Source organism: Mesorhizobium sp. M0189, from assembly GCF_040322135.1.
Lineage (GTDB): Bacteria > Pseudomonadota > Alphaproteobacteria > Rhizobiales > Rhizobiaceae > Mesorhizobium.
The window spans coordinates 129,074-152,970 of sequence record NZ_JAMYSW010000007.1; the positions used below are offsets into that span (position 1 = coordinate 129,074).

The 23,897-nt window shown below is 63.7% G+C and carries 16 protein-coding genes and 1 pseudogene; 3 read left to right on the plus strand and 14 right to left on the minus strand.

The window, feature by feature from the left end:
- Window positions 1-28: 28 nt before the first annotated feature.
- The 13 genes and pseudogenes from NKJ09_RS15490 to NKJ09_RS15550 all read right to left on the minus strand — a co-directional run bounded on the left by NKJ09_RS15490 (window position 29) and on the right by NKJ09_RS15550 (window position 18,757).
- Window positions 29-1,147 carry a DNA topoisomerase IB gene (locus NKJ09_RS15490; protein WP_023720248.1) on the minus strand — a complete coding sequence of 373 codons (1,119 nt, stop codon included), beginning with the start codon at window positions 1,145-1,147 and terminating at the stop codon, window positions 29-31.
- 109 nt (window positions 1,148-1,256) lie between these two features.
- Window positions 1,257-2,141: a transglutaminase family protein gene (locus NKJ09_RS15495; protein WP_352494742.1), complete on the minus strand. Its 885-nt coding sequence runs from the start codon at window positions 2,139-2,141 to the stop codon at window positions 1,257-1,259.
- 7 nt (window positions 2,142-2,148) lie between these two features.
- Window positions 2,149-4,560, minus strand: coding sequence for a circularly permuted type 2 ATP-grasp protein (locus NKJ09_RS15500; RefSeq protein WP_023720246.1), 2,412 nt, complete (start codon window positions 4,558-4,560; stop codon window positions 2,149-2,151).
- A 6-nt stretch (window positions 4,561-4,566) separates the two neighbouring features.
- Window positions 4,567-7,938: a transglutaminase family protein gene (locus NKJ09_RS15505; protein WP_352494741.1), complete on the minus strand. Its 3,372-nt coding sequence runs from the start codon at window positions 7,936-7,938 to the stop codon at window positions 4,567-4,569.
- A gap of 448 nt (window positions 7,939-8,386) precedes the next feature.
- Window positions 8,387-9,577 carry an acyl-CoA dehydrogenase gene (locus NKJ09_RS15510; RefSeq protein WP_352494740.1) on the minus strand — a complete coding sequence of 397 codons (1,191 nt, stop codon included), beginning with the start codon at window positions 9,575-9,577 and terminating at the stop codon, window positions 8,387-8,389.
- Between the two features lie 238 nt (window positions 9,578-9,815).
- Window positions 9,816-12,128, minus strand: coding sequence for a Tex family protein (locus NKJ09_RS15515; RefSeq protein WP_352494739.1), 2,313 nt, complete (start codon window positions 12,126-12,128; stop codon window positions 9,816-9,818).
- A gap of 120 nt (window positions 12,129-12,248) precedes the next feature.
- Window positions 12,249-13,430, minus strand: a complete 1,182-nt coding sequence (locus NKJ09_RS15520) for a serine hydrolase domain-containing protein (protein WP_352494738.1) — start codon at window positions 13,428-13,430, stop codon at window positions 12,249-12,251.
- A 106-nt stretch (window positions 13,431-13,536) separates the two neighbouring features.
- Complete coding sequence (locus NKJ09_RS15525; protein ID WP_352494737.1) at window positions 13,537-14,571, minus strand: ABC transporter substrate-binding protein; 1,035 nt, start codon at window positions 14,569-14,571, stop codon at window positions 13,537-13,539.
- 22 nt (window positions 14,572-14,593) lie between these two features.
- Window positions 14,594-15,394: an ABC transporter permease gene (locus tag NKJ09_RS15530; RefSeq protein ID WP_023720239.1), complete on the minus strand. Its 801-nt coding sequence runs from the start codon at window positions 15,392-15,394 to the stop codon at window positions 14,594-14,596.
- Window positions 15,387-16,307 carry an ABC transporter permease gene (locus NKJ09_RS15535; protein WP_352494736.1) on the minus strand — a complete coding sequence of 307 codons (921 nt, stop codon included), beginning with the start codon at window positions 16,305-16,307 and terminating at the stop codon, window positions 15,387-15,389. The genes NKJ09_RS15530 and NKJ09_RS15535 overlap by 8 nt, the downstream gene beginning before the upstream one ends.
- Window positions 16,307-17,401, minus strand: a complete 1,095-nt coding sequence (locus tag NKJ09_RS15540) for an ABC transporter ATP-binding protein (protein WP_352494735.1) — start codon at window positions 17,399-17,401, stop codon at window positions 16,307-16,309. Before NKJ09_RS15540 ends, NKJ09_RS15535 begins: the two co-directional genes overlap by 1 nt.
- 140 nt (window positions 17,402-17,541) lie before the next feature.
- Window positions 17,542-18,614: pseudogene (locus NKJ09_RS15545) on the minus strand (amidohydrolase); the annotation flags it as partial.
- Complete coding sequence (locus NKJ09_RS15550) at window positions 18,521-18,757, minus strand: hypothetical protein (protein ID WP_352494733.1); 237 nt, start codon at window positions 18,755-18,757, stop codon at window positions 18,521-18,523. The gene NKJ09_RS15550 and the pseudogene NKJ09_RS15545, both read right to left, overlap by 94 nt.
- Before the next feature lie 141 nt (window positions 18,758-18,898).
- Between NKJ09_RS15550 and NKJ09_RS15555 the strand changes: the two genes are divergently transcribed.
- A complete protein-coding gene (locus tag NKJ09_RS15555) occupies window positions 18,899-19,930 on the plus strand; it encodes a histone deacetylase family protein (protein ID WP_352481981.1) in 1,032 nt (343 codons plus the stop codon).
- Window positions 19,931-19,951: 21 nt separating this feature from the next.
- On the opposite strand, the gene NKJ09_RS15560 is transcribed toward NKJ09_RS15555, so the two are convergent.
- On the minus strand, window positions 19,952-21,139 hold the full coding sequence (locus NKJ09_RS15560; protein ID WP_352763002.1) for a TMEM43 family protein: 1,188 nt from the start codon (window positions 21,137-21,139) through the stop codon (window positions 19,952-19,954).
- Window positions 21,140-21,662: 523 nt separating this feature from the next.
- Between NKJ09_RS15560 and flaF the strand changes: the two genes are divergently transcribed.
- Together flaF and NKJ09_RS15570 are read left to right on the plus strand one after the other, a co-directional pair.
- The gene (gene flaF / locus NKJ09_RS15565; RefSeq protein WP_352481979.1) at window positions 21,663-21,998 is read left to right on the plus strand and encodes a flagellar biosynthesis regulator FlaF; all 336 of its coding nucleotides are present in this window, start codon (window positions 21,663-21,665) and stop codon (window positions 21,996-21,998) included.
- A gap of 172 nt (window positions 21,999-22,170) precedes the next feature.
- Window positions 22,171-23,814, plus strand: coding sequence for an MFS transporter (locus NKJ09_RS15570; protein WP_023720230.1), 1,644 nt, complete (start codon window positions 22,171-22,173; stop codon window positions 23,812-23,814).
- Window positions 23,815-23,897: the final 83 nt, after the last annotated feature.

Genomic DNA, 23,897 nt, shown 5'->3' on the forward strand with positions numbered 1-23,897 from the left:
GACAAAAAAATACGCCCCCGGTCCTGCGTCATTCCCTCGCCTTCAGCCATCTCAAGACCAGGGCCTCCTCGTCGTCGAGCCCGGCGATCGAGCGCTTGCCTCTGTTGGCGTCCGCCATTTCGCCAAGCAGCCCTCCTTCGGACCAGGCGCGGAAGACTTCCGGATGGATGTAGCAGCGGCGGCAGACGGCGCGCGTATTACCGAGCCGCTCGGCAACCTTGTCGATGACGCCGTTCATCGCCCGCTTTTGTTGTGCCTGGCCTTCCGGGCGTTCGGTTTGCGCAAACAGCGACGCCGCGTGGATGGTTCCGCCCCACGTTCTGAAATGCTTGGAGCTGAACTCGACGCCGGCATTCTCCCTGATATAGCGGTTGACGTCGTCGGAGCGCACCGGATGCCTGTTTCCTTCCTCGTCGAGATACTGGAACAGTTTCTGGCCCGGCAGGTCCTGCGCTCCACGCACGATCTTGGCGATCCGGCGATCGACAAGCTTCAATCTCCATTCCTTGCCGGATTTGCCGATGAAGGCAAAACGCAGGCTCGAGCCCTTGATGTCGACATGGCGGTCGCGCAGCGTGGTCAGCCCAAAACTCTTGTTATCGCGGGCGTAGGCGGCGTTGCCGACGCGGATCATCGTGTTGTCGAGCAGCCAGACGATGGCCGCAACGACGCGTTCCAGCGGCAGGCCGTGACGGCGCAGATCGGCATCGATCTGCCGTCGCAATTCGGGCAGGCTTTCGGCGAAGGCGATGAGGCTCGAGTATTTGACCCCGTCACGCTCCTCCGCCCAGTGCTGATGATAGCGGTATTGCTTGCGCCCGCGCTGGTCCCGACCGGTTGCCTGAATGTGACCGTCGGCATCCGCCGAGATCCACACATCCGTCCAGGCCGGTGGAATGGCGAGCGCCTTGATGCGTGCCAGCGCGTCCTGGTCGACGGCACGTCCGTCGGGCCCTTTGTACGAGAACCCGTTGCCTGAACGCAGCCGGCGAATACCGGGTTCGGTGTCGGCGACATAGTTGAGCGAGGCCCGAACGGCCGAGGCGTGCGCGCCGTTCTCCAGCGCTCCGTTCCGCGGCACCCCGTTTTTTGGTGCAGCTTTCCTAACAGCCGATCGGCCAGACGACGACCCGGATTTGTCCAGCATGTCCTCTCCACGGAATTTCCGTAGATAAGCCGCCTGCTGGCTGCGGGTTCCACCGCCTTTTGATTGCCAGGACAGATTAACGACGACGCCGTGCAACGAGGAGGTGCCGTCACGCCTTTTCGAGCACGACCGGTATGACGTCGACTGCCTGCTCGCCAACCTGCCCGCCCGTGGTTTTCAGCACGCCGACGATCGGCGCCACATCGGAGTAGTCGCGGCCATAGCCGACCGTGATATGATCGTTGCTTGCCCGCATGCCGTTGGTCGGATCGAATTCCTGCCAGCCGGCATCGCGCCCGCACCACACCTTGACCCAGGCATGCATGGCGTCGGCGCCTTCGAGCCGCGGCTTCCCACGCGGCGGGATGGTGCGTAGGAATCCGCTGACATAGCCTGCAGGAATGCCGAGGCCACGCAGGCCGGCGATCATGATATGGGAAAAATCCTGGCAGACGCCGCGCTTCAGGCCGAAGGCGTCGCTGGCCCGCGTCTGCACCGTGGTCGCCTCGCCGTCATAGGTGAAATCGCGGTGAATGCGGTTGCACAGAGCCATGGCCGTGCCGACCGTCGAACTGCTGGCACTGCCTTTCGCATAGGCAGTGATTGCCGGGTCGATGCCGGCATGATCGCTGGCGGCCAGAAAGTGATGCGGCGAAGCCGGCGCCAGCGAGTGCACCGCGCCGAGTTCTTCCCTCAGCCGGCGTAGGTCGGGCGATACGTCGAGCCCGGGCTCCGGCCGCGACACTGAAACACGCGCGCTCATCCTGATGTCGAGCGCATCATGTGCGTCACGAAAGGCGATCGAGGTGATACTGTTGCCGAAAAAGTCGGAAAAGTCGGAGCGTTCGCTGGGCGCCGGCACAAAAGACAGTGAAGCGGCGATGACGCGCTGTACGCCAGGGATGGTCGGCGGCAGCACACGCACCTGATGGCGGCCGCCGCCGGCCGCCGCATCATAGTCGTAACGCAGGTGAAGCCTGATGTCGTAGAGCATGCCGTCTCTATCCGAAATAGGCTTTGGAGAGGCTGTTGTAGAGGCCGCCGATTTCATTGGCGAGATCGCTGAGGGCCTTGGCCGTCATGTCCGAGGGCTCCCTGATGGCGATCGACGTGTTGAGCTGCAGGATTTCCTTGGCCGCCGGCGACATATGGCCTTCACCGCCGACAGAGGGCAGCAGCGCGATTTCGGCCTTCAGCCGTTCGAGCTGGAACAGGATTGAGCGCGGGTTGAGCGGATCGAGCGCCAGAAGGTCGACCACGGTACGCCGTCCCGCCTGCACCGGATATTGCCGGCGGTGGGTCATGACGCTGTCGCCGATCTCCAGCATCATGTCGAGCGCGCCTTCCGGCGCCTCGGCCCTGGTCAGTCGGGCGAGCGTGCGGGCGATCTGGATGCCGCGTTCGAGCCTGCGGCCGATTTCCAGGAAACGCCAGCCGGCAAAGCGGTACATGTTCTCGTGCAGCAGGCCGGAAAACCCGGCCAGCTTGCGCAGGATGACCGTCATTGCCCTTGTCGCGTCGTCGCCCGGCGCCACTGTCACGGCAAATTGATGGATCGTCTTCGACAGGTCCTTCAATGCCAGCCAGCCATCGGGCGAGAAGCGGTCGCGGATCTGCCCGGCGCTGTACACGGCGCTGTCCAGCGTGCCGATGAGCCCCAACGGGATTGCCGTCTCGACGTCGATACCGAACGGCGCGAGATAGTCCCTGATGTCGGCGAGCAGCGGCATCTCGGGATCGGATGTCTCGGCCAGCCGCACGTGGTAGGCGCGCAGGATGCGCACCGTGTCTTCCGATCGCTCGATATAGCGGCCGAGCCATGTCAGGTTTTCCGCCGCGCGGCTGGGCAGGCTGCCCGGCAAGGTTCGGGTGAAGCTGTCATGCTCCTGCGGCAGCAGCGTCTCACGCTCCACCGGCCTGTCGCTGACCACCCAAACATCCGCCGCCTGGCCGCCGCGCTGCATGGCGATGGCCGTCGGGTCGAGCGAGAAGCCGACACGGGCAAAACCGCCCGGCATCACGGTCCAGCCTTCCGGCGTCCGCGCCAGATAGACGCGCAGGCTTGCCGGCCGCGGCTCCAGCCAGCCGCTGACATAGACAGGAGTGGTCGACAGCGTCACCGCTTCCTGGCCGACAAAGTCGCCGCCGTCTTGTTCGATCCGGGCGACGAGCTCGGCCCGTTCCTCGGCCGACAGCGCTGACCCGAGCTTGGTCGAGCCGTCGTCCTCGAAGGCAAGCCGCGTCGACAGTGCCGGGCCGATCACCATGCTATCGATATTGGCGAGCACATGTTCGCGCTCCGTATCCTGCCCGCACCACCATGTCGCGACGGTCGGCAGCAGCAGTTCCTCATTGCGCAGGGCGCGCGAAATCTTCGGCAGGAAGGCGAGCAGAGCGCGCGTCTCCATCAGGCCGGAACCCAGTGCATTGACGGCCGAAACCGCCCCTTGCCGGACCGCTTCGACCAGCCCCGGCGTGCCGATCTGCGAGTCCGACCGCAACTCGAGCGGATCGGCAAAGGCAGCGTCGAGCCGTCGCCACAAGACGCTGACCGGCATCAGCCCCGAAACTGTGCGCACCATCAGCCTGCCGCCGGAGACAGTCAGGTCCTCGCCCTCGAGCAGCATGATGCCGAGATAGCGGGCGATATAGGCATGTTCATAATAGGTCTCGTTCAGCGGTCCCGGCGTCAGGATGGCGACACGGCCGCCGGCTTGCTTGGCCATGCCGATCAGCGCATCGCGAAAACGGCGGAAGAAACCGGCCAAGCGGTGCACATGCATCTCGCCGTAAATGTCGGACAGTGCCCTTGTGGTGGCGACGCGGTTTTCCAGCGCAAAGCCGGCGCCCGATGGCGCCTGGGTGCGGTCGCCAAGCACCCACCAGCGGCCGTCCGGGCCACGACCGAGCTCGAAGGCGCAGAAATGCAGGAAATGGCCGCTGGCAGGCCTGGTGCCGACGACCGGCCGCAAATATTCCGAGCTGGCCGCGATCAATCCAGCCGGCAGAATGCCTTTCTCGACCAGCCGGTTCGGCCCGTAAATGTCGGCGATGGTCTCCTCGAACAGATCGGCGCGCTGGACCAGGCCGGCGCTGATGTCAGCCCATTCCTCCTCCTCGATCAGCAGCGGCACATGCGCCAGCGGCCATTCCCGCTCATTGGCGCCGGCCTTGTCGTAGACGCGGTAGTAGACGCCGGCATCGCGCAGGTACTGGTCGGCGCGGGCAAAACGCTGGGCAAGCTTTTCCGGCCCCAGGTCCTCCAGTGCCTCGATGAAGTGCCGCCAGGCCGGCCGCGGATTGCCCGACGCATCGACCATCTCGTCGACGACGCCGTCGATCGGTTGATAGTGCTCCAGCAGACTGTGGGTCTGCGGCTTGCTGCGCAGCTTTTTGTGATTCCCCTTCGCCATGGCTGATCAGAGTCTTTGCGGCCGCCGAAGGTCAAGGGTCATCGGGAAATCTTCAGAGACTTCTTCGTTGCGCAGCACATAGCCGGACGGAGTATGGCCACGCGGCTCGAAGCGGGCGAGCCGCCGCGCCTCCGCTTCATTGCCGTTGACCGGGAACGTGTCGTAGCTGCGCCCGCCGGGATGTGCCACATGGTAGACGCAACCGCCAACCGCGCGGCCCGACCAGCGGTCATAGATATCGAAGACCAGCGGCGTGTTGACCGGCAGCGCCGGATGCAGGCCCGACGCCGGCTGCCAGGCCTTGAAGCGAACGCCGGCCACCGCGATCTCGCGGTTGTCGGTCACCTTCATCGGCACCCGGCGGCCGTTGCAGACGACGGCGTGACGTTCCGGGTTGAGCCCCTCGGTCTTCACCTGCAGCCGTTCGACGGAGGAATCGACAAAGCGCACCGTGCCGCCGATCGCGCCTTGCTCGCCCATCACATGCCAAGGCTCCAGTGCTTGCCTGAGCTCCAGCTTGATGCCGGCATGCTGGACCTCGCCGCAGAACGGAAAGCGGAATTCGAGCTGGGCGTCGAACCATTCCGGACGGAACGCAAAGCCGTTCAGCTTGAGGTCGTCCAGCACATCGAGAAAATCCGCCCAGACATAATGCGGCAGCATGAAACGGTCGTGCAGCGAGGTGCCCCAGCGTACGAAGCGGCCGTCGAGCGGGTTCTTCCAGGCCCGGGCGATGATGGCGCGCACCAGCAATTGCTGCGCCAGGCTCATGCGCGCGTTGGGCGGCATCTCGAAGCCGCGGAATTCGACCAGCCCCAGCCGGCCGGTCGGCCCGTCCGGCGAAAACAGCTTGTCGATACAGATTTCGGAGCGATGCGTATTGCCCGTCACGTCGGTCAGGAGGTTGCGGAACAGCCGGTCGACCAGCCACGGCAGGGGTGCCGCGCCCTTGTCCGGATGCGGCACCTGCGCCATCGCGATCTCGAGTTCGTAGAGCGAATCGTGTCGTGCCTCGTCGAAGCGCGGCGCCTGGCTGGTCGGGCCGATGAACAGGCCGGAGAACAGATAGGATAGCGACGGATGCCGCTGCCATTGCAGCACCAGGCTCTTCAACAGGTCGGGGCGGCGCAGGAACGGACTGTCATTGGGCGTGGCACCGCCGACGACGACGTGGTTGCCGCCGCCGGTGCCGGTGTGACGGCCGTCGATCATGAACTTGTCGGCGCCAAGCCGCGTCTGCCGCGCCTCTTCGTAGATCGCCGTGGTCGTCGCCACGCAATCCTGCCAATTCGCGGCGGGGTGGATATTGACCTCGATGACGCCGGGATCGGGTGCGACACGGATGACATTGAGGCGCGGATCGTGCGGCGGGCCGTAGCCCTCGATATGCACCGGCAGGCCGATAGCCCTTGCCGCGTTCTCCGCCGCCGCGACCAGTTCGAGATAATCCTCCAGCGCCTCGACCGGCGGCATGAACACACAAAGCCGTCCGTCGCGCGGCTCGACCGAAAGCGCTGTGCGCACGGCGCCGCCGATCTCGGTAATCTCCTGTTCGACGCGGTCTTGCTGGCCGGTAACGGCCGTGAAGGAGACCGCCTGCTGGCGTCGCGCCATTTCGTCGGCGCCTTCCAGTTCGGCCGGAGCGGGCGAAGAAGCAGCACCGGGCAAGATCGCCTCACGCGCCGGCAATGGTCCGCGCGGCAGCGATGGATCGACCGGTACGATATAGGGGAACTGCGCCGGCGGCACATAAGGCAGCGTGCCGAGCGGCAGGCGGTAGCCGACCGGCGAATCGCCGGGCACCAGGAACAGCCTGCCGCGCCGCGTCTTCCACTTCTCCGAGCGCCAGCGCGGTCCGGAAGCCTGGCTGTTCCAGCGCTGGACGGGCAGCACGTAGCCCGACGGCTTGGTCAGCCCGCGTTCGAACACCCGCGCCATGCGGCTGCGCTCCTCCGGGTCCTCCAGCTTCGAATTGGAGGGATCGACATTGTCCGGCAGCTTGCCTTCCTTGAGCAGCCATTCGGCCGGATCCTCATAGGCTTCGCTGACCATCGTCTTGTCGATGCCGAGTTCGTCGGCAATCGCGGTCAGCAGGCTCTCGGCCTGCTTCGGTCCGACATCCGCCTCGCTCTTTTCATGTGCGATCAGTGACGGATCGCTCCACACCGGCTCGCCGTCGGTGCGCCAGTAAAGCGAGAACGTCCAGCGCGGCAGGCTTTCGCCGGGGTACCATTTGCCCTGTCCGTAATGCAGGAAGCCGCCCGGCGCGAAGCGTTCGCGCAGCCGGCGGATCAGCGCATCGGCCTTTTCGCGTTTTGTTGGCCCGACGGCGGCGGTGTTCCACTCGGCCGCCTCGAAATCGTCGATTGAGACGAAGGTCGGCTCGCCGCCCATGGTCAGCCGCACGTCGCCGGCCTGGAGTGCTGCATCGACCTCGACGCCCAGCGCGTCGAGCGCCTGCCAGCTCTCGTCGGAGAACGGCTTGGTGATGCGCGGATGTTCGGCGATGCGGTCGACCCGCATGTCGAAGCCGAATTCGACATTGGCGAAGCTCGCCATGCCGGAGATCGGCGCGGCATTGCGGAAATGCGGCGTTGCCGCGAGCGGCACATGGCTTTCGCCGGTAAGCAGGCCGGAGGTCGGGTCGAAGCCGATCCAGCCGGCGCCCGGCAGATACACCTCGCACCAGGCATGGAGGTCAGTGAAATCGGTCGCCGTACCGGGCGGTCCGTCGAGCGCGACGAGGTCGGGTTTGAGCTGGATCAGATAGCCGGAGACGAAACGCGCGGCGATGCCGAGGTTCCTCAGTATCTGCACCAGGAGCCAGCTGGAATCCCGGCACGATCCCTTGCCGGCGGCCAGCGTTTCCTCGGGCGAGAAGACGCCGGTTTCCATGCGCACGATATAGGCGATCTCGCGCTGCAGCCGCGCATTGAGGTCGACGACAAAATTGACGGTATTGGTCGCACTGCGGTCGATGGTTTTGAGGAACGCCTGCAACAGTGGCCCTGCCGGTTCCGGCGTCCGGTAGATGGTCAGATCGTCCCTGATCTCTTCCGGGTATTCGAACGGAAACGTCTCGGCCGACGGTTCGACGAAGAAATCGAACGGATTGTAGACCGTCATGTCGGCAACGAGATCGACCTCGATCTTCAATTCCGTTACCGGCTCGGGGAAGACGAAGCGGGCAAGGAAATTGCCGTAGGGGTCCTGCTGCAGATTGACGAAGTGGTTTGCCGGCCCGACCTTCAGCGAATGGCTGAGCACTTTGGTGCGGGAATGCGGCGCAGGCTGCAACCTTATGACTTGCGGGCCTAATACGACCGGCCGGTCGTATTTGTAGTGGGTCAGGTGATAGACGGCTGCCAGAATTGCCATGGTGCCCCTGAAGTCGGCGTTTCAAAAGGAGTTCGCTGAACCCTGACACGAATGCTGACCATTCTCCAAGCAGAGATGTTGCGCTGCACCTAAATTAAGCAGCCTTCACAGCCTCACAAACGGAGCGCCGACCCTGGGATTCCGCAGCGTGGCGGCAGACGTTGCAACGCTGCAGAGCCGAAGGCCGGCGGGTCAGCACCGGGCGCTGTCCCGCCGATATCGATGATCGGCAGCACGCGCGATGCGTGGTCCAAAAGAGCTGAAAAGAAAACCCGCCTCGGTGGGCGGGTCGCCGGTGCCAATTAGCACCATAGCCAAATTAGTAGCATAGCTGCCGGCACAAAGCAAGAACAAAATGTGGCACCGTCGGCGAAAATTGCCGATCTGCCGCTTTGCGAGGGAAGATGCCAAGCAGTGGCGTCCTGGAAGCGGAGGACATCTGCCAATGCTAAAAGAACGCCTGCAACCCGGTCTGCGCCCGTCCGAGGATCAGCGCATGCACATCATGCGTGCCCTCATAGGTGTTGACCGTTTCCAGGTTCTGGGCGTGGCGCATGACATGGTAGCCGATCTGGATGCCATTGCCGCCATGCATGTCGCGGGCCTGGCGGGCGATGTCGAGCGCCTTGCCGCAATTGTTGCGCTTGACGAGTGAGATCATCTCCGGCGCCATCTTGCCTTCATCCATCAGCCGCCCGACGCGCAGGCTGCCCTGCAGGCCGAGCGCGATCTCGGTCTGCATGTCGGCGAGCTTCTTCTGGAAAAGCTGCGTGCCGGCCAGCGGCTTGCCGAACTGCTTGCGGTCGAGGCCATACTGGCGGGCGCGGTGCCAGCAATCCTCCGCCGCGCCCATGGCGCCCCAGGAGATGCCGTAGCGCGCGCGGTTGAGGCAGCCGAACGGCCCCTTCAAGCCCGAGACATTGGGCAGCAGCGCGTCCTCGCCGACTTCGACGCCTTCCATCACCACTTCGCCGGTGATCGACGCTCGCAGCGACAGCTTGCCGCCGATCTTCGGCGCCGACAGCCCGTTCATGCCCTTTTCCAGGACAAAGCCGCGAATCTCGTTGTCATGCGCGGCCGATTTTGCCCAGACGACGAACACGTCGGCGATCGGGGCGTTGGAAATCCACATCTTCGAGCCGGAGATCCTGTAGCCGCTCGCAGTCTTCTCGGCCCGCGTCTTCATGCCGCCCGGGTCGGAACCGGCATCCGGCTCGGTCAGGCCGAAGCAGCCGATCCATTCGCCCGACGCCAGCTTCGGCAGGTATTTCTTGCGCTGCTCTTCCGAGCCATAGGCATGGATCGGATACATCACCAGCGACGACTGCACGCTCATCAGCGAGCGATAGCCGGAATCGACGCGTTCGACCTCGCGCGCCACCAGCCCGTAGGTGACGTAGTTGGCGCCGAGCCCGCCATATTCCTCGGGGATGGTGATGCCGAGCAGACCGGCCTCGCCCATTTCGCGAAAGATCCCGGCGTCGGTCTTCTCCTCGAGATAGGCTTCCTCGATCTTCGGAGCGAGCTTGTCGGCGGCAAACGCCGCGGCGCCATCACGCACCATGCGCTCGTCTTCCGAAAGCTGGTCCTCGATCAGGAAAGGATCGTCCCAGACGAATGCATTCTTATCGGCGGCCATGGCTCTCGGTCTCCCAAACTCATGCATGTCGCCCAAAGCTTGCCCACGGGCCTGACCCGAGGGTGTTCGGCAGCTTGGGGATAACGACATGCATCAAACAGAAATCTTGAAACGCGCGGCTTATCGGCTTCCGTCCCCAAAAAATCAAACGAAATAGCTTCGCCGATCCATGAGCATTGGTGATGGATCATCAATGTCGAGCGCCGCCGTATGACCTGCCACAGCCCGGCTCGCGAAATTACTTCCGCTTCAACGCATCGGCCAAAGCGGCGCCGAACGCGCCCTGCTGCGCCGGCCGCTCCGGCTGGCGTTGGGGCGTGGGCGCGCGCGGCACCGGCCTGTTGCCATTGTCGCGCGGCTTCGGTGCGCCACCGTCGCCGTCCTTGCGCATCGACAGGCCGATGCGCTTGCGCTTAATATCGACGTCGACGACACGCACCTTGACCACGTCGCCGGCCTTGACCACCTCGTGCGCGTCCTTGATGAAACGGTCGGCCAGTTGCGAGACGTGCACCAATCCGTCCTGGTGCACGCCGATATCGACAAAGGCGCCGAAGGCCGCGACATTGGTGACGGTGCCTTCAAGCTGCATGCCGGGCTTCAGATCCTTGATGTCGTCGATGCCGTCGGCAAAGGTCGCGGTCTTGAAGCCGGGGCGCGGATCGCGGCCGGGCTTTTCCAGCTCCGACAGGATGTCGCGCACCGTCGGCAGGCCGAAGCGTTCATCGACGAAGACGCGCGGATCGAGCGCCTTGAGTGCGGCGCTGTCGCCCATCAGCGAGCGGAGGTCGCGCCCGCAGGCGGCGACGATCTTTTTCGCCACGCCATAGGCCTCCGGATGCACGGCTGAGGCATCGAGCGGTTCGCTACCATTGGGAATGCGCAGGAAGCCGGCGCATTGCTCGAACGCGCGGGGTCCGAGCCGCGCCACCTTCAACAGTTCGCGGCGGCTGGCGAACGGGCCGGAGGCATCGCGATGCGCAACGATCGCTTCGGCCAGCGATGTGCCGAGACCCGAAACCCGCGCCAGAAGCGGCGCCGACGCCGTGTTGAGATCGACCCCGACGGCGTTGACCGCATCCTCGACCACCGCTTCCAGCGAGCGGCCGAGCCGGTACTGGTCGACATCGTGCTGATACTGGCCGACGCCTATCGACTTCGGCTCGATCTTGACCAGTTCGGCGAGCGGATCCTGCAGGCGCCGCGCGATCGACACCGCCCCGCGCAGCGACACGTCGAGGCCGGGAAATTCCGCCGCCGCCGTTGCCGACGCCGAATAGACCGAGGCGCCGGCCTCGCTGACGATCACCTTGAGCGGCTTCGGCCCGGACCCGGCCGGCATATCAGCCAGCATGTCGGCCACCAGCCTTTCGGTCTCGCGGCTGCCAGTGCCGTTGCCGATCGAAATCAGCTCGACCTTGTGCAGCCGGATGAGCTTGGCCAGTTCGGCCTGCGTGCCGCGGACATCGTTCTTCGGCGGGAACGGATAGACCGTCGTCGTCGCCAGCAGCTTGCCGGTGCCGTCCACCACCGCCACCTTGACGCCGGTGCGAATGCCCGGGTCGAGGCCCATCGTGGCGCGCGAACCGGCGGGGGCTGCGAGAAGCAAATCCTTCAGATTGCGGGCGAACACATGGATCGCCTCCTCCTCGGCTCGCTCGCGCAAGTCCCGCATCAGATCGAGCGTCAGGTGCAGCGACAGCTTTATGCGCCAGGTCCAGCCGGCGACCTCCATCAGCCAGCGATCGCCTGGCAACTGGCGGCCGATGGCGTAGGCGTCGGCGATCATCCGCTCGACCGGTTTCACCGGCGAGGCATCGTCGGCATCGACCTCGATATCGAGCGACAGAACCTCCTCGTTGCGGCCCCGCAGCATGGCCAGCGCGCGATGGCTGGGCACGTTGGCCCAGCGCTCGACATGGTCGAAATAGTCGGAGAATTTCGCGCCCGCCTCCTGCTTGCCGTCGACGACGCGCGAGCGCAGGAAGGCGCGTTCCTTCATGTAGGCACGGAGCTTGCCGACCAGGTCGGCATTCTCGGCGAACTGTTCGGACAGGATATCGCGCGCACCTTCGAGCGCTGCCTTGGCGTCGGCCACCTCCTCCTCGACATAAGCCTGCGCCAATTCGGCCGGCACGGCCGTACGGTCAGCGAGAATGGCCTCGGCCAGCGGTCCCAGTCCGCGCTCGCGTGCGATCTCGGCCTTGGTCCGGCGCTTCGGCTTGTAAGGCAGGTAGATGTCTTCGAGCTCGGCCTTTGTGATGGCCGCAGCGATCTTTGCCTCAAGCTCTTCCGTTAGCTTGCCCTGCTCGCGGATCGAACCAACGATGGTGTCGCGGCGCGCGTCGAGCTCGCGCAGATAGGCGAGCCGCTCGGCGAGGTCGCGCAACTGCGTGTCGTCGAGGCCGCCGGTGACCTCCTTGCGGTAGCGGGCAACGAACGGAACGGTCGCACCGTCGTCGAGCAAGCCGATCGCCGCCGCGGCCTGTTCGGGCCGGGCGCCGATCTCGGCGGCTATGATGGTTGCGATGCGCTTGATGTCGGATGCCATGTCGATCCTGCTGTTTGTCGAAAAGAGACGCGACCATAGGCGCAGAGCACCGATGCGCCAACTGCGCCATTTTCAACCCGGCGAGAGGTCCACAGGAAAGGCGCGGCTGTCTGGATCGGATCAGACCATCCGGCTCAGCGCCTCGAAGAAAGAAAGAATATCCAGATCGAGCGGATCGTCGACCGGTACCGGCTGCGACGACATCTTTGCGATTACCATTTCGGCCTTCGGATTGACGTAAAGCCACTGGCCGTGGATGCCGATGCCGCAGAAGGCGCCGCTTGCCGCGCCCGTCTGGTACCATTTGTTGCGATAGCGGCCACGCGGAAACAGGAACGCCATCGTGCCGCGTTGCCAAGCCTCGGCGTCACCGCCAGTTTCGGTCGTGTCGCGCACCCAGCTCTCCGGCACGATACGGCAGCCATTGGCCATGCCGCCTTGCCGCATCATCTCGCCGACCCGGGCGAGGTCGCGCGGCGTCACCGAAATGCCGCCGGCCGTACGCGCCGTGCCTTCCATGTCCACGGTTACCGAAGCTTCGCTGACAGCGCCGAGCGGCTCCCATAATTTCTCGCGCATCAGATCGGCGAAGCGCCGGCCCGACGCACGTTCGAGCAGGATGCCGAGCAGGTCGGAATTGGGCGAACGGTAGCGGAACGTCCGGCCATGCGGCTCGGCCAGGCCCTGCAGCGTCATGAGGAAAGTGGCCAGGCTCTCGGTGCCTCCGCCTGGATTCCACAGCATGGCGCGGCGATAGCGGGCGAAGGCGCTTTCCGGATCGAGATAGGCCTCTTCGAAATCGAGGCTGACACTCATATCGAGCACGTGCCGCACCCTCGCATCGCCATAGGCCGAGCCGGCAGCTTCGGGCAGATAGCGGCTTACCGGAGCCTGCGGATCGAAAATCCCCTCGCCTGCCAATATCCCGGCAACAATCGCGGTCAGCGACTTGCTGATCGAAAAGACGATGTGGCGCGCCCCGAATTCCATATGCGGTGCGAACCAGTCGCCGACGAATTTGCCGCCTTTCATGATCGTCAGCGCGTCGGTATCGGAGCGCTTGAGAAAAGCTGCGACAGTCTCCGCGCCGCCTGCAAGAGCGACCTTTTCACCAAGTAGCTCGCCGAAATCCTGCGCCGGCGCCTCGCTGCTGCCCGGCTTTGCCGCCACGGCAGCGCTCGGCACCAGCTCGCCGGCATTCTGGAACGACCACCGGCTGAACGGGCTTTCCCGCCAATTGCCGAGCAGCACCTGGTTTCGGGCAAAGCCATATCTGGTTTCGAACGCGGTCTTGCCGGCCATTGGCGCTTCCCTCCGGGTCTTTGGCGTTCTAGGCGAGCGCCGCGGCGATGGCGTGCACGGCCGATCGCCGGAAAAACCCGGCGGCAATGCCGCCGGGTGGGCCGGGTTACTTCTGCAATTCGGTCCAGATTTTGCTGTAGATGTCCTGCACCTCCGGGGAACACAGTGTCTGCAGCTCGCCACGCGCTTTGACGGCTTCCGGGATAATGACCTCCGGCGCGTCCTTCATGTCGGCCGGCATGTACTTGTCCGAACCGGCAATGCCGTTGGCATAGCGGTGGAAAGCCGACAGGCCGGCGGCGTTCTCCGGATCCATGATGAAGTTCTGGAACAGCTTGGCGTTCTCGACGTTCTTGGCTTCCTTCAGGACCATGACATTGTCGCTCCAGAGACCAAAACCTTCCTTGGGATAGAAATAGTGGATCTTGGGGTTCGCCAGCCGCTGGCGCAGAGCCGAGCCGTTCCAGTCGCTTGTCGCCTTGAAATCGCCGGCGCCCATCTTCTCGATTGTGTTGTATTCCATAGCGATCCAGTTCGGCTTCGCGGCAACCAGCGTGTCACGCACCTTCTTCAGCGTTTCCTTGTCGCTGGCGCATTGCGCGCCGCCGACATATTTGGTCGCCGCGAACATGACGTCGTTCATTTCCGGCACGACGTTGACCTTGCCCTTCAGTTCATCGGGCGTATTGAAGATGATGCCCCAACTGTCCGACGGTCCGTTGTAGGCGTCGGTGTTCACCACGATGCCTACGGTGCCCCAGGCCCACGGCACGGAATATTTGCGGCCGGGATCGAAATCGGGATTGGCCCATTCCGGCGCCACATTCTTGAAATTCTCCATCTTGCCCGGATCGGTTTCCTGAACGAGGCCTTCCTTGATCCAGATCGGCACGAAGGTCTGTGACGGCACCGCGATGTCGAAGCCGGTGCCGCCCTGGCGGACCTTGGCCAGTGCCGTGTCGTTGGAATCGTAGTCGGTGATGGTCACCTTGACGTTGTATTTTTGCTCGAACTTCTTGATCACGTCGGGGCTGGTGTAGTTGCCCCAATTGTAGATGTTCAATTCGCCGTCGGCGCGAGCCAGGCTCGTCGAGGCGAGCAATGCCAACCCGATGGCGGTCGCTGTTGTCTTCCAGTTCATGTTCTAACTCCCATTTTCATGCTCAGTCCCGTTTCCTGCTGATGAAGAAAAACAACGTCACGATGGCGACCGACAAGAGCAGGAACACGGTCGAAATCGCGTTGATTTCAGGCGTTATGCCTCGGCGTATCTGGCCGAGCATGTAGGTTGGCAACGTGTCCTGGCCGCCGGATTTCACGAACTCGGTGATGACGACATCGTCGAGCGAGATGACGAAGGCCAGCATCAGTCCGGCGAGGATGCCGGGCCACAGCAGCGGCAACGTGATGCGACGGAACGTCCGCCACGGCGTCGCATAGAGATCGGCGGCAGCGCGCTCCAGCGTCAGGTCCATGTTCTCCAGCCGCGCCCGGATCGGCAGATAGGCAAAGGGAATGCAAAAGGCCGTATGCGCGGCGATTAGATAGCCGAGACCCGAATAGCCGGTGAATATCTTTATGCGCGAAAAAAAGATCAGCAGCGCCACGCCGGTGACGATCTCCGGCACCATCAGCGGTTGGTTGATCGCCGCATATTTGAAAGTCAGGCCCGGATAGGCTGCCGTGCGCGTTGTCGCGAGCGCCGCCATGGTCGCCGCGATGGTCGCAAGGGTTGCCGCGATGGCGCCGATCTGGAAGGAACGCAGCGTGGCGTCGATCACCTGCGTATTCTGCCAAGCCGACTGGAACCATTTGAGCGAGAAACCGCCCCATTCGGAGGTCGAAGTCGCGGCATTGAAGGCATAGACGACGAGTATGACGATGGGCAGATAGAGCACGACGAAACAGGTCGCGGCGATCGCGGTGAACCCTGGCTGATGCTTGATTGCGAAGCTTCTAGCCATGGCGCATCTCTGAGCGGCCGGCGTTACGCACATAGGCAAGCAGCGCCACCATGACGATGATCATGACGGCGATCGACAGGGCCGAGCCAAGCGGCCAGTTGCGGCCTTGCCCGAACTGCATCTCGATCAGGTTGGAGAGCATCATGGTCTTGCCGCCGCCGAGCAAGATGGGCGTGACATAGGCGCCGAGCGCTGGAATGAAGACGAGGATCGAGCCAGCGATCACGCCGGGCTTGACCAGCGGGAAAATGATGCGTCTGAGCACCTGAAAGCGTGTCGCATAAAGATCGTAGCCGGCCTCGACCAGCCGGAAATCGAGCTTCTCCATGCTGGCATAGATCGGCAGCACCATTAGCGGGAGATAGACATAGGCCATGCCGATAAGGATCGCTGTGTCGGTGAAGAGTATCTGGATCGGCGCGGAAATGATGCCGAGCTTGAGCAGCACTGTATTGATCAGACCTTCATTGCGGATGATCTGCAGCACGGCGAAAGTTCGGATCAGCAAGTTGGTCCAGAACGGTATGGTGATCAGGAACAGCCAGAGATCGCGCGTCTTCTCGCTGCGTGTCGCCATGAAATAGGCGGTGGGAAAACCGAGCGCCAAGGTGGCGAGCGTGGTCACGATAGCAAGCTTGATCGAGCGCCAGAAAATTGTGACATGGGCAGCGGCGAGCGACAGCGTGCCGTCAAAGATGTCGCGTTCCATGAACACCGAAATCCACGCCTCCGGTGAAAATTGCCACTTCACGTCGCCATAAGGACCCGGCGTCAGAAGCGAATAGACCAGCACGATGAGCAATGGGCCGGTCGCTGCCAGGAAGATGATCAGCAGGGCCGGCGCCGACAGCAGCCAGCGGTCGCGGATGTCGCGCCGTTCGGCCGCCTTGGCGACTTCTTCCGCGCTCGCCATCAATCCCTCAGCACTTGCGCGGCGTCGTTGCCGATCGAGACGCCGACCTTGTCGCCCCGCTCGAAACCGCAGCCTGCGCTGCGCGTGTTCTGCTGGCGCACGGTGAAGGCTTCGCCGCTGTCCAGTTGGACATGAATATGCGTGTCGGTGCCGAAATAGACGATGTTTTCGACGGTTCCGGAAAGATCGCCCTTGCCGCCGGTCAGCTTTGCGTGTTCCGGCCTGACCACCAGGGTGGCATTCGCCTTCGGCTGGAAGCCCTCAGCCACGGTCGCGTCGATCGTCGCGCCGGACTTGAGCGTCGCACGCGCCTTGCCGTTGTCGATGCCGGTGATGGCAGCGGTCAGGAAATTGGTTTCGCCGATGAAGTCGGCGACGAAGCGCTCGGCCGGCTTGTCATAGATGTCCCAGGGCGTGCCGACCTGCAGGATCTTGCCGGCCGACATCACGGCGATGTGGTCCGACATGGTCAGCGCTTCTTCCTGGTCGTGGGTGACGAAGATGAAGGTGATGCCGGTCTGGTGCTGCAGCCGTTTCAGTTCGATCTGCATTTCCTTGCGCAGCTTGTAGTCGAGCGCCGACAGTGGCTCGTCGAGCAACAGCACTTTCGGCTGGGGCGCCAGAGCGCGCGCCAGTGCCACGCGCTGTTGCTGGCCGCCGGAGATCTGGCTGGTGCGGCGGGCGCTCAGCGCCTCCATCTTGACCAGCTTCAGCATCTCGGCGACGCGTGCCTTGATTTCGGTCTTCGGCTTGCCCAGCATCTCCAGCCCGAAGCCGATATTCTCCGCCACCGTCATGTGCGGGAACAGCGCATAGGACTGGAACACGGTGTTGACCGGCCGCTTGAACGGCGGCAGCGGCGCGATGTCCTGGCCGTGCAGCAGGATTTCGCCTTCGCTGGGGAAATCGAACCCGGCGATCAGCCGAAGCAGCGTCGTCTTTCCGCAACCGGACGGCCCCAGCAGCGTGAAGAACTCGTTCTCGCGGATCGACACCGAAACCGTGTCGAGAGCGGCGACTTGTGCGTCCCCGGTACCGAACACCTTGCGGACGCCGCGGACCTCGATTGCACTCTTACCCGGCTGATCCGGCACGCACTACCCCATTTGTCATGTCCGCTCTTGATGGCGGATCCAGTTCCCATTCGATTGTCAGCATATGCCGGTCGGCTTGGCAACCATGCATCTGAATCTCGGTTCAGAACGCAAGCTCCGTGCCATCGTCAGCGCCACCATCAAACCTGATAAGTGATCTTGCCGCCGCAGATGGTGCTGACCGGATGCACCTCGTGTAACGAAGCCGGTTCAGTTGTCTCGATATCGGCCGACAGCACCACCAGATCGGCCAGATAGCCTGGTTTCAGCCGGCCTTTGCGGTGTTCCATGAATTCGGCATAGGCACCTTCGACCGTATAACCGGCAAGCGCCTCGATCAGCGAGAAGCTCTGGTCTGGATCGCCCTCTGCCCAAGGCTTGCGCAGCACCGCCGCCTGAATGCCCAGGATCGGGTCGACCCGCGACACCGGCCAGTCGGAAGCGAAGACGACATGCGCGCCCGCCTGTTTCAGTGTCCGCCAGGCATAGCTCAGCGGCCATCTTTCGCGGCCGATGCGCGAAAGCGTCGGCTCCAGCGGGAAGTCCATGGCGCCGGGCGGGTGCGGCGGCTGCATCGAGGCGATGACGCCGAGTTCGGCGAAGCGCGGCACGTCGGCGGCAGTGGTGACCTCGATGTGCTCGACCCGGTGCCGGCTGTCGCGCCTGCCGTTCTTCCGCTGCGCCGCCTCGTAACCGTCGAGAACCGCGCGCACGGCGCCGTCGCCGATCGAATGCACGGCGATCTGCAGGCCGCGCCGGTCGGCCTCCAGCGCCACCTCGGCGAAATGCTCGGGCGTAAACAGCGGCTCACCGCGCCAGCCCGGCCGGTCGGCATAGTCGTCGACCATGACCGCGGTCCAGCCTTCCAGCACGCCGTCGTAAAACATCTTGACCATGCCGGACGACAGCCATTCCGATTGGTAGGAGTTGGCCATGCTCGATGCCTTTTCCAGCACGTCGAGCGTCATGAAATTCTTGAAATGAAAAGGTATCTTGGTGCGGCAGAGCAGCCGCCCTTCCTGTTCCAGCCGGCTAGCAGCTCGAGCTGGTAAAGATTGCCGTCCATGTTCTGGATCGAGGTGATGCCGTGGCGGGCGCACCATTCCAACCCGCGATGCATCAGGTCGCGATCGGCAGCGACTTCGGCGGCGGAAGGGTACGGCTCGGGCTCGCCGCCTGGCGCAAGGCCGAGCCGATGACCTTCGTGGCCGGCCCTTTCAGCGCCTCGATCGTCCGGCGATCGCCAACCGCCAGGATGTTGCCGTCCTTTATCGCCACCGCTTCGGCCGTCGGATTGCCTTCATCCATGGTCAGCACGCGGGCATTGGTGACGATCAGGTCGGCATTTGAACTCATGATTTCCCACGGTTTGGTTGCGCTGCCGGCAGGCTAGACGACCGGCTGCCGTGCCAGCAAGCCATGGCTGGTTGGCCCAGCGCCTTGTGAAGGGCCATGCAGGACGGTTAGGGTCGCCGCGTCTCACCACGGAAAGATTTCATGAAGACTGTTTTTTCGCCTCTCCATGCCGGCCATTCCGGCAATGTCGAACTGATCGCCGGCGCCATCGTGCCGGCTTTTGAAAAGCCCTCGCGCGCCGAGTTCATCAGGGCGCGGGTAGAGAGCGAAAAGCTCGGTCCGATCCTGTCACCGGAAAGTCACGACCTCGCCGCCGCCAAGAAGGTTCATGCCAGCGACTACATCGATTTCCTGCCGACCGTGTGGCCGCTCTGGGAAGCGTCGGGCCGCACCGGTTCGGCCATTCCCTTCACCTGGCCGACGCGCGGCCTGCGCGGCGACGTGCGCCCGAAAGGCATCGATGCGTTGCTCGGCTTCTACTCCTTCGACGGCGGCGCGACTTTTGTCAAAGGCACATGGGACGCTATCAAGTCGTCCTATGATGTCGCGCTGACAGCCGCCGCGCTGGTCAAGGCCGGTGAGCCTTCCGCCTTCGCGCTGTGCCGCCCGCCGGGGCACCATGCAGGGGCGGCCTTCATGGGCGGCTATTGCTTCATCAACAACGCCGCCGTCGTCGCGCAAAGGTTTCGCGACCATGGCGCCGGGCGCGTTTCGATCCTCGACATCGACTATCACCACGGCAACGGCACCCAGGAGATATTCTATCGCCGCGGCGACGTGCAGGTGCTGAACCTGCATGGCGATCCGATGACCGAATATCCGTTCTTTCTCGGCCATGCCGACGAACGCGGCGAGGGCGACGGCGAAGGCTTCAACGACAATTATCCGATGCCCTTCGGCACCGGCTGGGACGTGTGGAACGCCTCACTCGAGGAGGCCTGCACGAGGCTTTCGGCTTATGCTCCTGACGTCGTCGTGGTTTCACTCGGCGTCGACACTTTCGAGAAGGACCCGATCAGCCAGTTCAAGCTGAAAACGGAAAACTATCCCAGAATCGGCCGCCGCATCGCCAGGCTCGGCCTGCCGACGCTGTTCGTCATGGAAGGCGGCTACGCCGTCGAGGAGATCGGCGTCAACGCCGTCGGCGTGCTGACTGGCTTCGAGGACCGCTAGAAGTGCCGCCGGTGCCTGCAATCATGTAGCGGCGCTCGGCGTGGCAAGCGGTGCGGCCTGCCCGCGCGAGCGGCCAAGATAATAGACCGCCGCCGCCGCGATGACGCCGGCGGCCAGGATGCCTGCCGCCAGCACCGGCCGGTACCAGAACCAGGCGATCGCCATCGTCGTCGTGCCGACCAGGATCGCCAGGAAAAAGGCAATGATGCCGGTGCCCATCCGCGCCACGCTGCCGAGCAAAGGAATAATGTCGAGGACGACGCCAATCGGGCTGAGCAGCAGGGCAAAGCCGATGGCCAACAGCAGCAGGCCGGCGGCGCGCAGCAGCCAGGTGATAAGCGTGTTCTGGCTGACCGCGTCGGCGAACATCTTTTCCGCCAGCACATTGCCGATGTCGACCATCAGCAACTGGTCGCCGGCCTTTGTCTGGTAGGGTTCGAACCCGCCCGCTGCCTGGCGCGCGACGACGCTGACCAGGCCGAGCGGCGCCAGCTCGTAGCCAATGCGATAGTCGCCCAGCGCCGGCGACGTGGTGTTGAAGCCGAGATAGATCTTTCCGTCGACGATGTTGACCCGCTTGGTGCCGGTATAGGCGGCATCGATGGTAGCCGACTGGTCCGGTGACAGTGAAAATTCCTTGTCGCCGCCGATCAGGTCCAGCACCGGCCGGTCGAGCGTGAAGGCACCGAGCTTGCCGTCCGGGATCTGGAACCTCTTGCTGTGTATCTCCATCGGCGGATTCTCATGGGCGTCCGGCTTCTTGAACTCCGACGAGTTGATCTGGCTGTCGTCCCACACTTTCGAATAGCTGTAGGTTGTCACCGTCTCCTCGCCGCCACCAAGCTTCTTCGTCGTCTCGGATTTCTGTTCTTCTTTCCACTGGTACATCTCGGTGCTGCGCGACAGCCGCAATCCTTGCGCCGAAATGCCAAAGTCCGGATCGGTAAGGCCGCCGCTCGCCGTCACCGCCCCGGTGACATGGACAAGCTTGCCGTCATTGCCAGCATCGATGCTATCGGCGCCAACCGAGATCACCGCGCCCGATCCCTCGGCCAGCGAACGCGCCGTCTGCACGGCGCGACCCTCGTTCCAGAACAGGCCGATCACCATCAGCACGATCAAGAGCAAGCCGAAAACGATCCCGCCGACCGCGCGCTTGATCCGCCCGAACCACGAGACGGACGTTATTTCCTGAATTGAATCGCCCATTGTTTCCCCCAATTCCCCAAAGCCAGTTTCACGAATCCGCGCTCTGTCGCGCAGTGGCATGCAACCGGCGTTACGCCAAACCGAGACAGACGCCCCATCCGTCCCGACAACAGGAGCCTATCGCAATCGACGAATTGCCGATACGGCACACTTGCAGTTGGATCCGACCGCCGCAAAGCACACGGGCGCTTCGAAAATGTACCGTCGGAGCGACCCGACCGATGGAATTCGTTTCAGTCAAATCGCGTTTGATGTCGGATTCGTCTACGGTTAGATTGTAGCCGAATCAGCCGTTCCTCGGGGGCGCGGCGACCACCAAAACCTCATGTTCCGGAACCATTCCGGAGCCGGATTCGCGCTCCCTGCAACAGGTGCGATTTTGTGCGCGGCGTCGCGTGGTGGTGTCCCTGGTGAAGTGATGCGTATTCGGCGCTGGCGATGCCAGCATCTGGATCAAATCTCGCAACTCGATCTGTTGAGTTTCCTGACCTGACAACGCCGACGGAGCGGTAGAGCAGCAACGATGTATCAATTCCCCCGAGCCGAAATGCAGACCGCTGCCGGGGCCAGGCATCGGCAGCTTCTTAGCCGTTCGATCCACATGCTGTTGGCGGCGATGGCGGCTGGCCGCGATTCGCTAGAAGCGGCCGAGGCCCTGCATTTCACCAGTCGCGTCTGGACCGCCTTCGTCGAAGATCTCCGCTCTGGCGACAGCGCCCTGCCCACGGAGCTGCGCGCCAATCTCATCTCGATCGGTTTGTGGCTGCTGCGCGAAACCGAAGACATCCGCCAGGGCCGCACCGACAATTTCGAAGGCTTGATCGAAGTGGCGGCGATCGTCAGGGACGGCATGCAGTGAGCCCGCTATGGCGCGCGCGGACGGGCTCCGCGCTCGCTATCTTGTTGTTGGACCATGATCTTTCTCGAGAATGCGTTCGCCCTTTGCGCTGTGATGTTCTATTTTTTGAATCCATGGCTTGAGGGGCCGATTCATCGCAAGAACAAACGCATTTGAGCCCGGGAAAGCATCGATGAACGACGACACACCGGAAAGCGAAAGCGCCTCGGCGCTGGCGCCGTTCCGGCACGGCATCTTCCGGGCGGTGTGGTCCGCCAGCCTCGTCTCCAATTTCGGCGGCCTCATCCAGGGCGTCGGTGCCGCCTGGATGATGACTACGATCGCTACCTCGTCCTACCAGGTCGCATTGGTCCAGGCCTCGACCACTTTGCCGATCATGCTCTTCGCGCTGCTGGCCGGCGCCATCGCCGACAGTTTCAACCGGCGCAAAATCATGCTGATCGCGCAGATCTTCATGCTCGCCGTCTCGGCTCTTCTCACCGTCTTCACCTATCTCGACCTGATGACGCCGTGGACGCTGCTCGCCTTCACCTTCCTGATCGACAGTGGCACCGCGCTCAACAGCCCGTCCTGGCAGGCTTCGGTCGGCGACATGGTGCCTCGTCCCAAGGTGCCGGCGGCGATCGCGCTCAACTCGATGGGCTTCAACCTGACGCGCAGCGTCGGCCCGGCGATCGGCGGCATCATCGTTGCCGCCGCAGGCGCCGCCGCGGCCTTTGCCGTCAACACGCTGAGCTATGTCGGCCTCATCGTCGTGCTGGCCCGCTGGAGGCCGGAACTGCCGGCATCGACCTTGCCGCGCGAGACGCTGGGCGCCGCGATGGGCGCTGGCCTGCGCTACGTCGCGATGTCGCCCAATATCGGCAAGGTGCTGGTCAGGAGCTCGGCCTTCGGCTTCAGCGCCGGCGCGGTCCTGGCACTGCTTCCCCTGGTCGCGCGCGACGTCGTCAAGGGCGACGCCTTGAGCTACGGCATCATGCTCGGCGCCTTCGGCATCGGCGCCGTCGGCGGCGCGCTGACCAGCGTCAGGCTGCGGCAACTGCTGTCCAGCGAAACCATGGTGCGCATGGCATTCGCCGGTTTCGCGCTCTGCGCCTTCAATGCCGCCGTCAGCGAGAATGCCTGGCAGACGTCACTCGGCTTGCTGGTCGGCGGCGCCTGCTGGGTGACAGCGCTTTCGCACTTCAATGTCACCGTGCAGATGTCGACGCCGCGCTGGGTGGTCGGCCGCGTGCTTTCGGTCTACCAGACCGCAACCTTCGGCGGTATCGCGCTCGGCAGCTGGGTCTGGGGCGTGGTTGCCGACGCCCATGGCGCCGAAGTCGCCCTGATGGCGGCCAGCGTCGCGATGCTGGCGGGAGGCGCCATCGGCCTGCTGCTGCCGCTGCCGCAGCAGGCCGTGCTCAACCTCGATCCGCTCAACCGCTTCCAGGAGCCGCATCTGGCACTTGATCTGAAGCCGCGCAGTGGTCCCATCGCCATCATGATCGAATACGTGATCCGCAACGAGGACGTGCCGGAATTCCTCGCCACCATGGCCGAACGGGGCCGCATCCGCCGGCGTGACGGCGCCCGCAACTGGACATTGGCGCGCGATCTCGAAAATCCCTCGATATGGATCGAGCACTACCACACGCCAACCTGGGTCGAATATATCCGCCACAACAGGCGCGCCACCTACGCCGACGCGGTCATCGGCGAGCGCATAAGGGCCCTGCACAGCGGCAACGAGCCACCCCGCGTCCGCCGTATGATCGAGCGGCCGACGACAGCCGGCACGGCGCTGGTGATGCCGAAGGGACCGATCGAGCATTAATGGCCGGCGGCGCGTCCAGTTGGTCGAGCAAATGAAAATTGCGGCGCCTGGCCCAATCCGCGAATGCACGAATGGGATGGCCA

Excerpts from the sequence above, each read along its gene's own strand:
- NKJ09_RS15550 (WP_352494733.1), bottom strand. The coding sequence starts at position 18,757 with ATGAGTTCAAATGCCGACCTGATCGTCACCAATGCCCGCGTGCTGACC.
- NKJ09_RS15505 (WP_352494741.1), bottom strand. The coding sequence starts at position 7,938 with ATGGCAATTCTGGCAGCCGTCTATCACCTGACCCACTACAAATACGAC.
- NKJ09_RS15510 (WP_352494740.1), bottom strand. The coding sequence starts at position 9,577 with ATGGCCGCCGATAAGAATGCATTCGTCTGGGACGATCCTTTCCTGATC.
- NKJ09_RS15530 (WP_023720239.1), bottom strand. The coding sequence starts at position 15,394 with ATGGCTAGAAGCTTCGCAATCAAGCATCAGCCAGGGTTCACCGCGATC.
- NKJ09_RS15570 (WP_023720230.1), top strand. The coding sequence starts at position 22,171 with ATGAACGACGACACACCGGAAAGCGAAAGCGCCTCGGCGCTGGCGCCG.
- NKJ09_RS15500 (WP_023720246.1), bottom strand. The coding sequence starts at position 4,560 with ATGGCGAAGGGGAATCACAAAAAGCTGCGCAGCAAGCCGCAGACCCAC.
- NKJ09_RS15525 (WP_352494737.1), bottom strand. The coding sequence starts at position 14,571 with ATGAACTGGAAGACAACAGCGACCGCCATCGGGTTGGCATTGCTCGCC.
- NKJ09_RS15535 (WP_352494736.1), bottom strand. The coding sequence starts at position 16,307 with ATGGCGAGCGCGGAAGAAGTCGCCAAGGCGGCCGAACGGCGCGACATC.
- NKJ09_RS15495 (WP_352494742.1), bottom strand. The coding sequence starts at position 2,141 with ATGCTCTACGACATCAGGCTTCACCTGCGTTACGACTATGATGCGGCG.
- flaF (WP_352481979.1), top strand. The coding sequence starts at position 21,663 with ATGTATCAATTCCCCCGAGCCGAAATGCAGACCGCTGCCGGGGCCAGG.
- NKJ09_RS15560 (WP_352763002.1), bottom strand. The coding sequence starts at position 21,139 with ATGGGCGATTCAATTCAGGAAATAACGTCCGTCTCGTGGTTCGGGCGG.
- NKJ09_RS15515 (WP_352494739.1), bottom strand. The coding sequence starts at position 12,128 with ATGGCATCCGACATCAAGCGCATCGCAACCATCATAGCCGCCGAGATC.
- NKJ09_RS15490 (WP_023720248.1), bottom strand. The coding sequence starts at position 1,147 with ATGCTGGACAAATCCGGGTCGTCGTCTGGCCGATCGGCTGTTAGGAAA.
- NKJ09_RS15520 (WP_352494738.1), bottom strand. The coding sequence starts at position 13,430 with ATGGCCGGCAAGACCGCGTTCGAAACCAGATATGGCTTTGCCCGAAAC.
- NKJ09_RS15555 (WP_352481981.1), top strand. The coding sequence starts at position 18,899 with ATGAAGACTGTTTTTTCGCCTCTCCATGCCGGCCATTCCGGCAATGTC.